Annotated in this window: 14 protein-coding genes; 10 read left to right on the forward strand and 4 right to left on the reverse strand. The window is 69.6% G+C overall.

Translation table 11 applies throughout. The features are described 5' to 3' along the window. The first annotated feature begins 20 nt into the window (after positions 1–20). The 4 genes from MRB58_RS05980 to MRB58_RS05995 are packed head-to-tail and all read left to right on the forward strand — an operon-like array spanning position 21 to position 3,815. Positions 21–968, forward strand: a complete 948-nt coding sequence (locus MRB58_RS05980; RefSeq protein WP_244780813.1) for an ABC transporter permease — start codon at positions 21–23, stop codon at positions 966–968. Next, on the forward strand, positions 965–1,852 hold the full coding sequence (locus MRB58_RS05985; RefSeq protein WP_244780814.1) for an ABC transporter permease: 888 nt from the start codon (positions 965–967) through the stop codon (positions 1,850–1,852). The genes MRB58_RS05980 and MRB58_RS05985 overlap by 4 nt, the downstream gene beginning before the upstream one ends. A gap of 2 nt (positions 1,853–1,854) precedes the next feature. After that, complete coding sequence (locus MRB58_RS05990; protein ID WP_244780815.1) at positions 1,855–2,817, forward strand: ABC transporter ATP-binding protein; 963 nt, start codon at positions 1,855–1,857, stop codon at positions 2,815–2,817. Next, entirely contained in the window at positions 2,814–3,815 is a 1,002-nt protein-coding gene (locus tag MRB58_RS05995) for an ABC transporter ATP-binding protein (protein ID WP_244780816.1), read from the forward strand. Before MRB58_RS05990 ends, MRB58_RS05995 begins: the two co-directional genes overlap by 4 nt. A 72-nt stretch (positions 3,816–3,887) precedes the next feature. Here MRB58_RS05995 and MRB58_RS06000 read toward each other — a convergent pair whose 3' ends face one another. Then, on the reverse strand, positions 3,888–4,559 hold the full coding sequence (locus MRB58_RS06000; protein WP_244780817.1) for a GntR family transcriptional regulator: 672 nt from the start codon (positions 4,557–4,559) through the stop codon (positions 3,888–3,890). Positions 4,560–4,684: 125 nt separating this feature from the next. After that, positions 4,685–4,867, reverse strand: coding sequence for a hypothetical protein (locus MRB58_RS06005; protein WP_244780818.1), 183 nt, complete (start codon positions 4,865–4,867; stop codon positions 4,685–4,687). On the opposite strand from MRB58_RS06005, the gene MRB58_RS06010 reads away from it, so the two are divergent. From MRB58_RS06010 to MRB58_RS06035, 6 genes are all read left to right on the forward strand, one after another. Then, positions 4,868–5,785, forward strand: a complete 918-nt coding sequence (locus tag MRB58_RS06010) for an amidohydrolase (RefSeq protein ID WP_244780819.1) — start codon at positions 4,868–4,870, stop codon at positions 5,783–5,785. It abuts the gene before it with no gap. Next, positions 5,782–6,768: a TRAP transporter substrate-binding protein gene (locus tag MRB58_RS06015; RefSeq protein ID WP_244780820.1), complete on the forward strand. Its 987-nt coding sequence runs from the start codon at positions 5,782–5,784 to the stop codon at positions 6,766–6,768. Before MRB58_RS06010 ends, MRB58_RS06015 begins: the two co-directional genes overlap by 4 nt. A gap of 221 nt (positions 6,769–6,989) precedes the next feature. Continuing rightward, on the forward strand, positions 6,990–7,499 hold the full coding sequence (locus MRB58_RS06020) for a TRAP transporter small permease (RefSeq protein ID WP_244780821.1): 510 nt from the start codon (positions 6,990–6,992) through the stop codon (positions 7,497–7,499). Next, positions 7,496–8,776 (forward strand): TRAP transporter large permease, encoded by a 1,281-nt coding sequence (locus MRB58_RS06025; RefSeq protein ID WP_244780822.1) that lies wholly within the window; start codon positions 7,496–7,498, stop codon positions 8,774–8,776. Before MRB58_RS06020 ends, MRB58_RS06025 begins: the two co-directional genes overlap by 4 nt. Positions 8,777–8,788: 12 nt before the next feature. Continuing rightward, positions 8,789–9,649 (forward strand): NAD(P)-dependent oxidoreductase, encoded by an 861-nt coding sequence (locus tag MRB58_RS06030; protein ID WP_244780823.1) that lies wholly within the window; start codon positions 8,789–8,791, stop codon positions 9,647–9,649. A gap of 14 nt (positions 9,650–9,663) precedes the next feature. Then, positions 9,664–10,749 carry a 4-hydroxythreonine-4-phosphate dehydrogenase PdxA gene (locus MRB58_RS06035; RefSeq protein ID WP_244780824.1) on the forward strand — a complete coding sequence of 362 codons (1,086 nt, stop codon included), beginning with the start codon at positions 9,664–9,666 and terminating at the stop codon, positions 10,747–10,749. Positions 10,750–10,816: 67 nt separating this feature from the next. Here the strand turns inward: MRB58_RS06035 and MRB58_RS06040 are convergent, their stop codons facing one another. Beyond that, positions 10,817–11,806, reverse strand: coding sequence for a ketopantoate reductase family protein (locus MRB58_RS06040; protein WP_244780825.1), 990 nt, complete (start codon positions 11,804–11,806; stop codon positions 10,817–10,819). A gap of 66 nt (positions 11,807–11,872) precedes the next feature. After that, positions 11,873–12,625: a hypothetical protein gene (locus MRB58_RS06045; RefSeq protein WP_244780826.1), complete on the reverse strand. Its 753-nt coding sequence runs from the start codon at positions 12,623–12,625 to the stop codon at positions 11,873–11,875. Positions 12,626–12,675: the final 50 nt, after the last annotated feature.

The raw sequence follows: 12,675 nt of genomic DNA on the forward strand, positions 1-12,675 counted from the left end.
AGTAGGAGAGACCGCCGCGGATGTGGGGTTATATCGTGAAGCGGACGGGTGCGGCCCTGGCGACGCTGGTCGCCGCATCCGTGATCATCTTCGTCTTTATCCACCTCATTCCGGGCGATCCGGTGCTGGTCATGCTGGGCGACTCGGCGACGCCCGAACAGGCCGCGGCGCTGCGCACGCGCCTCGGCCTCGATGAGCCGTTGGTGGTCCAGTATTTCTACTGGGCCGGCAGCGCGCTGCAGGGCGACCTCGGCCGCTCGATCTTCTTCGACGAACCGGTGACCTCCGTCATCGCCGACGGGGCGGAGACGAGCATCCTGCTCGCCTCCATCACCATGGTCTGGGTGGTGCTGATCGGCGTGCCGATCGGCGTCATCGCCGCGGTCTGGCGGGGCAGCCCGCTGGACCAGGGCCTTTCGGGCCTCGCCATGCTGATGGCCTCGATCCCGACTTTCTGGGTCGGCCTCTACCTGATCCTCGTCTTCGCGGCGACCCTCGGGTGGCTGCCCTCCTCCGGCTACCCGTCGATCTTCGACGATGGGGGCCTTTCCAACCTGCGCTATCTCCTCCTGCCGAGCTTCGCGCTCGCGGCGCCCAACGCGGCGCTGATCCTGCGCCTCACCCGCGCCTCGATGCTCGACGTCTCCAAGGAGGACTACATCCGCACCGCGAGGGCCAAGGGGATCAGCCCCCGCCGCGTGGTGCTGCGCCACACGCTGCGCAACGCGCTGCTCGTCGTCGTCTCGGCATTCGGCTTCACCCTCGGCGCGCTGATCTCCGAGGCGGTCGTCACCGAGACGGTGTTCGCGCTGCCGGGGATCGGCCGCACGGTCGTCCAGTCGATCCTGCGGCGCGATTATCCGGTCATCCAGGGTGTCATCCTGGTGATCGTCTGCCTCTACCTCGTCATCAACCTGCTGGTGGATATCTCGTACCGTCTGCTCGATCCGCGGGTGGAGCTGCAATGAGCGCGCCCGCCCTGCCCCGCCGCAGCGTCCTCGCGGGCGTTCTCGGCCTCGTCTTCGCCCGGCCGCTCACCTCGCTGGGGCTCCTCTTCCTGTTGACGGTGATCGTCTGCGCGCTCGCCTCGCCGCTGATCGCGCCCTACTCCCCGGTCGACATCGTCCCGACCGAACGGCTCGTGCCGCCGGGCGCCGCGCACTGGTTCGGCACCGACCATTTCGGCCGCGATACCTTCTCGCGCGTCGTCTACGGCTCGCGGCTGGCGCTGATGATCGGCCTCGGCGTGGTGGGCTTCGCGCTGGCGACGGGCGTGCCGATCGGCATCGTCTCGGCGCTCTACCCGGCCGCCGGACGGGTGCTGATGCGCTGCGTCGACGTGCTGATGGCCTTCCCCTCGCTGCTCCTGGCGCTGGGGCTGATCGTCATCCTCGGCCAGGGCATCGTCAACGCGATCCTCGCCATCGGCGTCGTCTACCTCACCACCACCGCGCGCATCGTCTACGGCGTCACCCTGCGGCTGCGCGAGGAGACCTACGTGGAGGCGGCGCGGTCGATGGGCGGCGGCACGCTCTGGATGATCACCAAGCACATCCTGCCGAACATGATCTCGCCGCTGCTGGTGCAGGCGAGCTTCGTCTTCGCGTTCGCCCAGCTCGGCGCGGCGTCGCTCGACTTCCTCGGCCTCGGCACCCCGCCGGATATCCCCAGCTGGGGCAACATGCTCGCCGAATCGCGGATCTACATCACCCGCGCGCCGTGGCTCCTGTTCTTTCCCGGCATGATGATCGCCCTCACCGCCTTTTCGCTGAACCTCACCGGGGACGCGCTGCGCGACCACATGGACCCGCGCTTCCGCGAAGCGATGGGCAACCGTCAGACGCGGAGGTAGCGATGCTCATCGTCGACGACATGGTGGTCTCCGTCGGCTCCCGACACGGGAAGATCGACATCGTCCGCGGCGTCTCGTTCGAGATCGCGCCCGGCGAAATCCTGGGGCTGGTGGGCGAATCGGGCTGCGGCAAGTCGATGACGTCGCTGGCCGTGATGGGCCTCCTGCCGCGCCCCTCCGCCTGGGTCAGCCGCGGGTCGATCACCATCGACGGCAACGACATCACGCACCTGTCGCCCTACGAGCGCGTGAAGAAGCGCCGCGGCGACATCGCGATGATCTTCCAGGAGCCGATGACCTCGCTGAACCCGGTGATGCGCATCGGCGACCAGATCGCCGAGGCCGTGCGCGTCCACGATCCCGAGGCCGATCCCGCCGCGCGCTCGCGCGAGCTCCTCGACCTGGTGCGCATTCCCGACGCCGCGTTGCAGCTGCGCGCCTACCCGCACGAACTCTCCGGCGGCATGCGCCAGCGCGTCATGATCGCGGTGGCGCTCGCCTGCCGCCCCAAGGTGCTGATCGCCGACGAGCCGACCACCGCACTCGACGTGACGGTGCAGCTCCAGATCCTCGGCCTGATCCGCGACCTGTGCGACCGACTGCACATGGGCGTGCTCTTCATCACCCACGACCTCGGCGTCGTCTCCCAGCTCGCCGACCGCGTGGCGGTGATGTACGCCGGCAAGATCGCCGAGACGGGCACCGTGGAGGGGATCTTCTCCGATCCGCTCCACCCCTACACCGCCGGGCTGATGGCCTGCGTGCCGGACCCGGCGACCGGCCAGGAGCCGATCACGTCGATCCCCGGCCAAGCGCCCAAGCCCTACGAGATCGGCGACGGCTGCCCCTTCGCGCCGCGCTGCCCGCGCGCCGGCGACCCGTGCCGCACCGGTCCGGTCCCGCTCGTCGCGTCCGGCGGCCACGTCGCCGCCTGCCACTTCCCGCTGATCGCCGAGGCCGTATGATGGCGTCCACCGACACGGCCGCCTCCGCGGCGCCCGGCCCCGCCGCCGACGCGCTGCTCGACGTGCGCGGCCTCACCAAGACCTTCAACGTCAAGCGTGACGGCAAGCGCTACAAGGTGCAGGCCGTCGACCACATCTCGCTCACCGTGCAGCGGGGCGAGGTTCTGGGGATCGTCGGCGAATCGGGCTGCGGCAAGACCACCGTCGGCCGCACCATCATGGGCCTCACCCACGCCGACGGCGGCGAAGTGATGTTCCGCGGCGGCAACTTGCTGACCGCGCGCGGGGGCCGGCTGCGCGAGGCGCGGCTCAAGCTGCGCATGGTCTTCCAGGACCCCTACGCCTCGCTCAACCCGCGCCGCACCGTGGGCGACTCGGTAGCCGAGACGGGGGACATCCACGGCATCTTCAAGAGCCGCAAGGATCGCGCCGCACTGGTCGACGAGGCGCTGACGCAGGTCGGCCTCGATCCCTCCTTCGCCGGCCGCTATCCGCACGAACTGTCGGGCGGTCAGCGCCAGCGCGTCGGCATCGCCCGCGCGATCCTTCCCGTGCCGGACCTCATCATCGCCGACGAGCCGGTCTCCGCGCTCGACGTCTCGATCCAGGCGCAGGTGCTGAACCTCCTCGGCGACCTCAAGGCCCGGCTGGGGCTGACGATGATGTTCATCTCCCACGACCTCGGCGTCGTGGCGAAGATCTCCGACCGCGTGGCCGTCCTCTACATGGGCCACGTCGTCGAAATCGGCGACGGGCCGTCCCTCTTCGCCGAGGCGCAGCACCCCTACACGCAGGTGCTCATCGCCTCGGTGCCGCGGATCGACGTGACGAAGCGCGTCACCGGCGCGATGGAACGGGGCGAGCCCCCCAGCCGCTTCAGCCAGATCGAGGGGTGTCCCTTCCAGGACCGCTGTCCCAAGCGCACCGACGTGTGCAAGACCATGCCGGACCTGCGGCCCACCCGGCCGGGACACCGCGTCGCCTGCCACCACGTCTGACGGGAGCGCTCTCGTGCCGCGGCGCCGGTGCGTGCGGCGGCGCACGGGCGAGGGAGAATTCCCCCTCTCGCGCTACAGGACGTCGCGGACGCGCATCAGCGTGTTGTCCATGTGGTCCTCCAACGCTTCGGCCAGCGCCTCGCCGTCGCGCTGGCGCAGTGCCTCGGCCATGCGCTCGTGGTCGGCCATCGCCCCGGCCCACTTCGTCTCGGCGTGGTTGCCGATGTAGCGGATGCGCTTCAGCCGCCCCTGCACCAGCTCGTGCAGCTCGGCGAGGCTGGCATTGTGCGCCAGGCCGACGATCGCGGTGTGGATCGCCTGGTTGAGCTTGTAGTAGGCGAGCCGCTCCTGAGCCTCGTAGCAGCGCCCCATTTCCTCGTGCCAGGCGAGGATCTGGGCGATTTCGGCGTCGCTGGCGCGGGTCGCGCCCAGACGCGCCGAATAGCCCTCGATCGCCTTCAGCGACTCCAGCATCTGGGCCACGTCCTCGATCCCGAAGCGGCGCACCACCGCGCCCTTGGAGCGCACCAACTCGATCAGGCCTTCGCTGGCGAGGGTCCGCAGCGCCTCGCGCAAGGGTGTCCGCGAGACGCCGAGCCGCGGACCCAGCTCGCTCTCGTTGATGCGCGAGCCGGTCTCCAGCGTGCCGTCGATGATCATGTCCCGCAATCGCGAGACCACCTCCTCGTGCAGCGTGCGCCGCAGGATCGGGCTCTCGGGTGGGTTGGTCTGATTTACCTGCATGGGGCCCTCTGAGTGGTCGACCCTCTTGCGGACCGTCCGTAATGCTGCATACTGTATTCAGATAACAAGAATGACGCTAGCGATCCGTTAGAGATCGCAGCGAACCGGGGGGAGGCGCAATTGCCTCATGGAACGACGGGGGCGTCGCTTGCGATGCGCCGCCCGCCAATGACGATGGACGGCGCGTCGATGCCGAACGCCGCGGCGCGCGCATCGTGACGGCTGAGGAGAGACGCCCGCTGCCGGACGGGCTGGAGAACCTCGCGAATGGTCTGAGCCTTCTGCCGGATCGCATCATCGATGCACATATGCATCTTTGGGACCTGTCACTCGGAAAACATCCCTGGCTTTGCGGGGAGATGATCCCCTTCCGCTACGGCGACTATTCGCCGATCCGCCGCGACTACCTCGCCGCGGACTACCGGCGCGACGCCGGGCCCATGAACATCGTCTCGACCGTCTATGTCGAGGCCGAGTGGGATCTCGCGGATCCCTTCGGCGAGACCCGGTGGGTGCACGACTATGCCGCCGCGGCCGGTTTTCCGGGCGCCGTCGTCGCCCAGGCCTTCCTCGACGCGCCCGACGCGGCGGACGTGATCGCCGGGCAGGCCGCGTTCCCGCTGGTGCGCAGCATCCGCCACAAGCCCGCCTCCGCACCCGGCCGCGCCGACGCACGCCGCGGGGCACCGAAGTCGATGGACGACCCGCAGTGGCGCAAGGGCTACGAGGCGCTCGCCGCCCACGGCCTCCACTTCGACCTGCAGACGCCCTGGTGGCACTTCGACGCTGCCGCCGAGCTGGCGCGCGACTTCCCGGCGACGACCATCGTCCTCAACCACACCGGCCTGCCGGCCGACCGCTCGGCCGAGGGCCTCGCCGGTTGGCGCGCGGCGATGGAGACGCTGGCGGCCGAGCCCAACGTCGCGGTGAAGATCTCCGGCATCGGCCTGAAGGGCGAGCGCTGGGATGCGCGCGCCAACGCCTTCGTCGTGCGTGACACGCTGCGCATCTTCGGCACGGAGCGGGCGATGTTCGCGTCGAACTTCCCGGTCGATTCGGTCGTCGGCGAGTTGACGACGATCTTCGCCGGCTTCGCGGCGATCACCGCCGACCTGGCGCCCGACGTCCGCCGGGCGCTGTTCCACGACAATGCCGCGCGGATCTACCGGGTCGCCCCGGCCGCGGCACCACAAAAACACGACAAAGTCTTGGGAGGAGCATCATGAAACCCCTGTGGACGGCCCTCGCGGCCACCGGCTTCGCCGCCCTCGTCGCCCTGCCAGCGAGCGCCGACGTCACCTTGCGCTACGCCCACGTCGGCGCCGAGGGCGAAGGGCAGACGCGGTTCGCCGAGGAACTGGCCAAGCGCATCGAGGAGCGCACCGACGGTCGCGTGCAGATCGAGGTGTTCGGCAACTCGCAGCTCGGCAACCTGTCGGAGATGCTGGACGCGGTGCGCGTCGGCGCCATCCAGATGGCCCACCACGACTTCTCCTCGCTCGACCGCTTCTACGAGGACGTCGCCGTCTTCAACGCGCCTTACGCCTACCGCGGCATGGACCACGCGATGAAAGCGACCGCGCCGGGGAGCCCGGTGCTCGACGAGATCAACGAGAAGCTGATCGAGAACGCGTCGATCCGCATCGTCGGCAACTTCTATCGCGGCGCGCGGCACCTGACGGCACGCTATCCGGTCTACTCGCCGGCCGACATGGCGGGCAAGAAGTTCCGCGGCGTGCCGATCCAGCTCTGGTCGACGATGCTCGAAGGGATGGGCGCGATCCCGACCCCGGTCGAGATCTCCGAGATCATGCCGGCGCTGATGACGGGTCTGGTCGAGGGGCAGGAGAACCCGCTCAACAACATCATCGCCCGCAAGATGTACGAGGCGAACGAGTATCTGATGATGACCGGCCACATGGAGTCGGTGCTGGCGGTGTTCGTCAACGAGGACGCCTGGGAAGGCATCCCGGACGAGGATCGTGCGATCGTCGAGGAGGTGCTCGAGGAGGTCGGCCAGGAATCGCTCACCTGGTACCGCGACAGCGAGGCGGACGAGATCGCCTTCCTGAAGGAACAGGGCGTGACGGTGATCGACGAGTCCGCCGGGCTGAAGCTCGACGAGTTCCGCGAGGCGGTGCGGGCGAAGGTGAACGAGGACTACCCCAACTGGTCCGACTACCTGAAGCGCATCGACGAGGTGCAATAACACCGCACGCCGACGATCCCGGCGGGGTAAAGCCCCGCCCGGTGATCCGCGCAGCGCGGCGGACCCGGCGCGGACGGCTTGATGCCGCCACGGTCCGTCCGGCGCCGGCGCGGTCGGCGGGCATCGGCGGCGAGGGTTCCCTCGCCGCAGCCGCCCCGCCGACCCTGCGACGAAGGCCGCCGCGACGCGCCGCCGCCCCCAAACTCCCGGAGCCCCAAGTCTTGCGAGTCATCTGGTCCGTGATCGAGCGCGTGTTCGCGACGCTTGCCGTGATCGCCCTGTTCGCCCTGGTGGTGCTGCCCTTCACCCAGGTCGTCATGCGCGATGCGTTCAACGCCCCCGTCCCGGGCCTCGAGGAGGCGACGCGCTGGGGGCTCATCGGCCTCGTCTACCTGGCGCTGCCGCTTCTCGTCTCCACCAACGAGCAGATCCGCTTCAGCGAGATCGTCGACCGGCTTCCCGGCCGGGCGCGCACCTTGCTGGAGCGCGGGCTGCTGCTCGTCGCCGCCGCCTGCCTCTTCGTCCTGATCGACGCAGCCATCGGCAGCGCGCTCAAGAATGCGAACAACCGCACCCCGATGCTCAACATTCCGTTCCGCCTGTTCATCGCGCCCATGGTGATCGGCCTCGCCGTCAGCGCGGTGGGTGCGCTCTACTTCGCGTTCCGGCGTACGCCGCCGCCCGTGGCCCCGCCGGAAGCCGGCTTCCTCGACCGGGAGCCGGAGCTGTGAACGAAGGCTTCCTCGTCATCGCCGGCTTCTTCGGGCTCTTCATCCTGGGAATGCCGGTCGCCTTCGCGATCCTCGTCCCGTCGGTCGTCTACATCGCCGTCGGCGGCATTCCGATGGCGATGGTCGCACAGCGCGTCCTCTACGCGCTCGACTCCTTCCCGCTGGTCGCGGTGCCCGTCTTCATCTTCGTCGGCAATCTGATGAACGCGGCCGGGATCACCGAGCGGCTCTTCAAGTTCGCCGACGTGCTGGTGGGGCGCCTGTGGGGCGGCCTCGCGCAAGTCAACGTCTTCGCCTCGCTGATCTTCTCGGGCGTCTCGGGCGCGGCGCTCGCCGACGTCGGTGGGCTCGGCCGGGTCGAGATCAAGGCGATGTCGGACAAGGGCTTCCCCCTCCCCTTCTCGGCGTCGGTGACGGCGGCGTCGGCCATCATCGGGCCGATCTTCCCGCCGTCGATCCCCATCATCATCTACGCGTCGGTGACCTCCGTCTCGGCGGTGCAGCTCCTGATGGCGGGCATCGTGCCGGCGCTGATCGCGGTGGTGCTGCTGATGGCGACGGTGGCCGTCCTGTCGCTCCGGCGGGACTATCCGCGGGCGCTGCACTGGCCCTCGCCGCGCCGGCTGTGGCGTGCCTTCTGGCCGGCCGCGCCGGCGCTGATGGCGCCGATCATCCTCATCGGCGGCATGCTGTCGGGCCACTTCACGCCGACCGAGACGTCGGCCGTCGCGGTGGTCTACGTCCTCGTCATCGGCACGGTCTTCTACCGCTCGATGGGGCCCCGCTTCGTCGTCAAGGCGGCGGTCGAGACGGTGCGCTCCACCGCCGCGATCCTCTTCATCGTCGCCGCCGCGGCGATGTTCGGCTGGATCCTCACGGTCGAGGGCGTGCCGCGCGACGTCGCCGGCTGGTTCGGCGCGCTCGGTGACAATCCGTGGCTGCTGCTGCTCGTCGTCAACGTCATCTTCCTGGTGGCGGGCATGTTCGTCGACAGCACGACCGCGACGCTGCTCCTGGTGCCGATCATCGCGCCCCCGGTCGTGGCGGCGGGGATCGACCCGGTGCACCTGGGCATCGTCATCATCTTCAATCTGATGTTCGGCACCGTCACGCCGCCGTTCGGGCTGTCGCTCTTCCTGCTCTCGAACATGACCGGCCTGTCGTTCACACGGCTGGCGATGGCGATGGTCCCCTTCTACCCGGCGCTGGTCCTGGCGCTCATCCTACTCACCTTCGTTCCGGGGCTGTCGCTCTGGATCCCGTCCATGATCCGCTAGGGAGGCTCGCCTGTGGCAACGATCGGATTCATCGGCCTCGGCCTCATGGGGTGCGGCTTCGTCGAGCGGCTCGTCGCCGGCGGCCACAGCGTCGTCGGCACCGACGTGAAGGCCGAGGCGCGCACCGCGGCCGAAGCGCTCGGCGCCCGCACCGTCGCGAGCGCCGCGGAGGTGGCGGCCGCGGCCGACCACGTCCTCGTCTGCGTCACCACGCCCAAGGACGTCGAGGCCGTGGTGCGCGGCGTCCTCTCGGCCGACGGGCTCGGCGGCAAGGTCCTGGTCGACCACTCGACCACCGACATCCCCCTGACCCGCACCCTCGCCGAGTCGCTGCGGGCGGCGGGGATGGGCTTCGTCGACGCGCCGGTCTCCGGCGGGCCCGGCGCGGCGCAGACCGGAACGCTCGCCATCATGGCCGGGGGCGCGGCGGAGGATTTCGCCAAGGTCGAGCCGGTGCTGTCGGCACTGGGGCGGGTGACGCTGATGGGCGAGGTCGGCGCCGGGCAGGCGACCAAGCTCGTCAACCAGACGCTCGTGCTGACCAACTACTGCGTCATCGCCGAGGCCTACCGCCTGGCCGAAGCCTATGGCGTCGACGCGGCCAAGATCCCGCATGCGCTCGCCCCCGGCCACGCCGGCTCCAACCTGCTCGACGCGCTGATGCCCCGGCTCGCCGCCGAGGACTACGCCCCACGCGGCTACGCAAGGCAGATCCTGAAAGACCTCGAGATGCTGCACACCGCGACCAAGGACATGCCCCTGGCGCTGCCGATGGCAGGTCAGGCGCTGACTCTCTTTCGCCTGCTCGTCGCGGGTGGCAAGGCCGAGCAGGACGGCTCCGCCGTCGTCACCCTCTACCCCAAGGCCTCCTAGGAAGGACCGACACCATGGCTGACCGTCCCTTGATCGCGCTCGCCCTCGGCGATCCGTCGGGCATCGGCAACGAGCTCGCCGTAAAGGCGCTCACCGACGAGGAGACCTTCAAGGCCGCCGACTGGATCGTCATCGGCGACCGCCGCCTGTGGGACGCGGGCGAGCGCATCGCCGAGCGTTCGCTGCACCTCCCCGATCTCGACCCGAACGCGTTCGATCACGCCGCCTTCCTCGACCTCGCCCACGCCGATCTCGATGCGATCACGCTGGGTGAATCCAGCGAGGCCGGCGGCAGCGTCGCGGTGCGCAACTTCCGCACCGCGCTGCAACTCGCCGCCGCCGGCGGGGCCGACGCGGTGACCTTCACCCCCTTCAACAAGCACGCCATGCGCCTTGCCGACCCGTCTTATGTCGACGAGATCGGCTTCGTGCAGCGCTCCATCGGCACCGACGCGCCGGGCTCGGAGTTCAACGTGCTGGAGGAGGTCTGGAACGCGCGCGTGACCTCGCACGTGCCGCTGTCGGAGGTGGCGGCATTGATTACGCCCGAACGGCTGGAGCGGGCGATCCGGCTCACCGATTCCACCATGCGCGGCGCCGGGATCGACAATCCGCGCATCGGCGTCGCCGCCCTCAACCCGCATGCCGGCGACGGCGGCAACTTCGGCACCGAGGACGACGCGGTGATCGCCCCCGCCGTGGAGGCCGCGCGGCTGAAGCAGTTCCGCGTCACCGGCCCGATCCCGTCCGACACGGTCTATGTCCGGGCGCTGAAGGGCGAGTTCGACGCGGTGCTGACGATGTACCACGACCAGGGCCAGATCGCGATGAAGCTCATCGGCTTCGACCGCGGCGTCACGCTGATCGGCGGATTCCCGTTCTGGATCGCCACCCCGGCGCACGGCACCGCCTACGACATCGCCGGCAGCGGCACCGCCAACCCCGGCGCCGCCATCGAGGCGCTCCGCCTCGCCACGCGCCTGTCGCGCCGTTCCAACCCCGAGGGCTTCCCCGATCCGGGACACCGCCTGGCCAACGCGGCCGCGATCGCAGCCGATGCGGCCGCCGCCCCCGCCGCACAGGAGCGGCCCGAAGCCTGAGGCGGCGCTCCGCGCCATCGCCGCGCCGGCCGGGGGGACGCACCACCCGGCCAGCCCGCCTCTTCGCTCAGCTGTCGAGGGTGACGTCGCGCTGGGCGAGGTCCGCCTCGAGGTCGGCTATCGTCAGCGCACCGGGCTTCAGCCCGTCGCGCACCAGGCGTCCGGACAACTCCACGAGGTAGGCGTTGACGGGCGCCTCCATGCCGTTGAGGCGTGCCAGCAGCGTCACCTCGCCGTTCATGTAGTCGGTCTCCACGGAGCCGCTGCCGCGCATCAGGCTCTGCGTCGTCGACCCGCCGTCGTACTTCACGCCCTCGATCGGCAGGAACTTCATGTATTTCTTGCGCTTCTCGTCGGACATGTCGACGACGTCCCAGCCGACGGCGGCCGCGGTCAGCACCTCTTCGGCCTCGCGCTTGGCCAACTGGTAAAGCCGGTCGAAGTCGGCGCCGCGGCCGAGCGCGGCCTCGATGATGTTCTGCAGATTGACGAAGAGCTTGCCGTACTTCAGCCGCATCACGTCGTCGTGGACGAAGGCGGCGATGTTGCCGGCTTCCAGCGCCTCGGCGAGCGCGTGGTCGTGGGCGTTCTGCCCGCCCGGGTAGCGCCCGAGGTCGAAGATGCCGAGCTTGGGGCCGGAGAAGACGCACGCATCGTCCGGCTCGTTTATGAACCCCGGCATGCGCACCGTGACGCCGTGCACCTCGGGGAAGCGACGCAGCGCGAATCGCTCGTTGGTGACGCCGTTCTGCATGCAGAAGATCGGCTGCGTCGTCACGCCCGCGGCGCGTAGCCGGTCGAGCGCGCCCAGCGTGTCCTGCGTCTTCATCGTCAGCAGGATCGCGTCGTCGGCGCGGAAGTCGATCTCGGACGGATCGCCGACGCACGGGAACGGCACCCGCTCGCTGGCCTCGGGCGTGCGCAGCAGCAGGCCCTTCTCGTTGATCAGCGCCAGGCGGTTGCCCCGCGCGATGCCCACCACCTCGCGCCCGGCTAGCGTCAGCGCGGCCGCGACCACTCCGCCGATCGCGCCGACGCCGTAAACGATTGTACGCATGGAAACCTCACCTCTCCTCCGCCGTGGCCGGCGGGTCCGTCCCGGATCGCGCCGGCCCCGACGGGGTCAGACGCTGACGACGGTCTCGCTCAGCACGCGGCGGGTGTCCATCTCGTAGTCGAGTTCGACGATGGGCGGGCGCGCGAAGTACCATGTCGCACCATGGCGCGCCGTGCCGCGCGTCACCAGTTCCTCGGCGAGGAACGAGTGGATCGGAAACACGGTGTAGATCTGCGCGGCGGTGACATCGGCCCAGCTCTTGCCGAAGGAGGCCATGCGGCGCTCCATCTCGCCCAGCACATGCCGGGCCTTGGCGCGCATGCCCTCCGGGCTCTGGTCGCCGCGCGCGACGACGTGGTCGAAGTAGTTGTTCTTGCCCTCCGGCACCTCACCGCTGCCGGCGATGACGAAGGTCGGCCCGGCATCGGACGGGACGGTGTAGGAAAAGGCGTGGAAGCTCGGCGTCGCCGGCGCGCCGATCTCGGGACAAACGTTGGACCGGGCGACCGGGTTGATGCCGTCCTCGTAGATGCCCCAGGCCTCCAGCGTGCCGCAGTAGAGTTCGTTGAAGGCGCGGAATCCGTCCTCGGAGAACTGGCCCGGCGAGCGCAACTCGCAGGCGCAGAAGGCCTCCAGCGGGCGCCCGGCCGCCTCCAGGAAGGCCTTGATCCAAGCGAACCCCGCCTCCAGCGGCACCGGGGTGTCGAACGTCACGCGGCGGATCTCGAAGCCGGGGAGCGCGCCGACGCCGCACGAGTACTGGAAAACACCCGGCATGTAGGCGTAGCCGCCTGCGGGCATGGGGACGGTGTCGGACATCGAAAGGGTCTCCAGAAGGATGCCGCCGGGCGGCACGAAGTCGGGTGGCG

The sequence above is a fragment of the Acuticoccus sp. I52.16.1 genome (assembly GCF_022865125.1).
GTDB lineage: Bacteria > Pseudomonadota > Alphaproteobacteria > Rhizobiales > Amorphaceae > Acuticoccus.

What these genes read in the sequence shown, in the direction of transcription:
- MRB58_RS05980 (WP_244780813.1), top strand. Translation starts at nt 21, where the DNA reads ATGTGGGGTTATATCGTGAAGCGGACGGGTGCGGCCCTGGCGACGCTG.
- MRB58_RS05985 (WP_244780814.1), top strand. Translation starts at nt 965, where the DNA reads ATGAGCGCGCCCGCCCTGCCCCGCCGCAGCGTCCTCGCGGGCGTTCTC.
- MRB58_RS05990 (WP_244780815.1), top strand. Translation starts at nt 1,855, where the DNA reads ATGCTCATCGTCGACGACATGGTGGTCTCCGTCGGCTCCCGACACGGG.
- MRB58_RS05995 (WP_244780816.1), top strand. Translation starts at nt 2,814, where the DNA reads ATGATGGCGTCCACCGACACGGCCGCCTCCGCGGCGCCCGGCCCCGCC.
- MRB58_RS06000 (WP_244780817.1), bottom strand. Translation starts at nt 4,559, where the DNA reads ATGCAGGTAAATCAGACCAACCCACCCGAGAGCCCGATCCTGCGGCGC.
- MRB58_RS06005 (WP_244780818.1), bottom strand. Translation starts at nt 4,867, where the DNA reads ATGTGCATCGATGATGCGATCCGGCAGAAGGCTCAGACCATTCGCGAG.
- MRB58_RS06010 (WP_244780819.1), top strand. Translation starts at nt 4,868, where the DNA reads ATGCATCTTTGGGACCTGTCACTCGGAAAACATCCCTGGCTTTGCGGG.
- MRB58_RS06015 (WP_244780820.1), top strand. Translation starts at nt 5,782, where the DNA reads ATGAAACCCCTGTGGACGGCCCTCGCGGCCACCGGCTTCGCCGCCCTC.
- MRB58_RS06035 (WP_244780824.1), top strand. Translation starts at nt 9,664, where the DNA reads ATGGCTGACCGTCCCTTGATCGCGCTCGCCCTCGGCGATCCGTCGGGC.
- MRB58_RS06040 (WP_244780825.1), bottom strand. Translation starts at nt 11,806, where the DNA reads ATGCGTACAATCGTTTACGGCGTCGGCGCGATCGGCGGAGTGGTCGCG.
- MRB58_RS06045 (WP_244780826.1), bottom strand. Translation starts at nt 12,625, where the DNA reads ATGTCCGACACCGTCCCCATGCCCGCAGGCGGCTACGCCTACATGCCG.